General features: G+C 66.3%; 2 protein-coding genes. One reads left to right on the forward strand and one right to left on the reverse strand.

The genetic code is table 11. The features are described 5' to 3' along the window. Positions 1-257, forward strand: a 257-nt coding sequence (locus G3O00_RS42600) for a hypothetical protein (protein ID WP_206146587.1), incomplete at its 5' end; no start/stop codon positions are given. Here the strand turns inward: G3O00_RS42600 and trxB are convergent. Further along, positions 227-1,189 carry a thioredoxin-disulfide reductase gene (gene trxB / locus G3O00_RS42605; RefSeq protein ID WP_041492769.1) on the reverse strand — a complete coding sequence of 321 codons (963 nt, stop codon included), beginning with the start codon at positions 1,187-1,189 and terminating at the stop codon, positions 227-229. The genes G3O00_RS42600 and trxB overlap by 31 nt on opposite strands. Positions 1,190-1,358: the final 169 nt, after the last annotated feature.

Here is a 1,358-nt window from a genome sequence, read left to right on the forward strand (position 1 = left end):
AGCTCCGGCGCGACGGGCGCGGGGTTCGCGGGACGGGCGGCGATCTGCCGCTTCGCGGGATCGCTCGGATGGGGCTGGTTCTTCGCCATGATTCGGTACGCAGGGCAGGCGCGTTCGGGCGCGCGGGCAAAAAAAAGCCGCTGCACGGCGGCAGCGGCTTGTCCGGCCAGACCCGCATCGCGGCAGCGGACGCCATTGTAGCGCCCGGCGCGACAGGTCTCGCGGCTTACTTCTTGTCGTGCAGGCTTTCGAGGTAGCGCTGCGCGTCGAGCGCGGCCATGCAGCCCGTGCCGGCGCTGGTGATCGCCTGGCGGTACACGTTGTCCTGCACGTCGCCCGCGGCGAACACGCCGGCGACGCTCGTCGACGTCGCGTTGCCGTGCAGGCCGCTCTTCGTCAGGATGTAGCCGTCCTTCATCTCGAGCTGGCCCTGGAACAGGTCGGTGTTCGGCTTGTGGCCGATCGCGACGAACACGCCTTGCACGGCGAGATCTTCCGTCGCGCCCGTCTTCACGTTCTTGATGCGCAGGCCCGTGACGCCCGAATCTTCGCCCGTCACTTCGTCGAGCACGTGATCCCACTTGATCACGACGGCGCCTTCCTTTTCCTTCTCCAGCAGGCGGTCGATCAGGATCGGCTCCGCGCGGAACTTGTCGCGGCGGTGGATCACCGTGACCTTCTTCGCGATACCGGTCAGGTAGAGCGCTTCCTCGACGGCCGTGTTGCCGCCGCCGATCACCGCGACTTCCTGGCCGCGATAGAAGAAGCCGTCGCAGGTCGCGCAGGCCGACACGCCCTTGCCCATGAACAATTCTTCGGACGGCAGGCCGAGATACTGCGCGGACGCGCCGGTCGCGATGATCAGCGAGTCGCACGTGTATTCGCCCGAGTCGCCGATCAGGCGGATCGGCTGCTCGTGCAGCTTCGCGGTGTGGATGTGATCGAAGATGATTTCGGTGTTGAAGCGCTCGGCGTGCTCGAGGAAGCGCGCCATCAGCTCCGGACCCTGCACGCCTTTCGCGTCTGCCGGCCAGTTTTCGACGTCGGTCGTGGTCATCAGCTGGCCGCCCTGCGCGATGCCGGTGATCAGCACCGGGGACAGGTTGGCGCGTGCCGCGTAGACGGCAGCCGTGTAGCCGGCGGGGCCGGAACCGAGAATCAGGACTTTGGCGTGTTTGGGCGTGGACATGTGCGAATCCGTAAAAGGCGGCCGCGGCGGGCGGGGTAGGGCTCGCCGTACGATCCGGGTTGACCGGGATGCCGTCATAGATGGGTATCAGACGCGCATTATAAAGGCCCCGTTGCTGCGCTGCCGAACGAGAGTTTCAATCGCGGCGATAGTGTCGGGCAGTGCAACG

The organism is Burkholderia sp. Ac-20384 (assembly GCF_017104605.1).
Classification (GTDB): Bacteria; Pseudomonadota; Gammaproteobacteria; order Burkholderiales; family Burkholderiaceae; genus Burkholderia; species Burkholderia lata.

Coding starts and splice junctions, on each gene's coding strand:
- trxB (WP_041492769.1), bottom strand. CDS start 1,189: ATGTCCACGCCCAAACACGCCAAAGTCCTGATTCTCGGTTCCGGCCCC.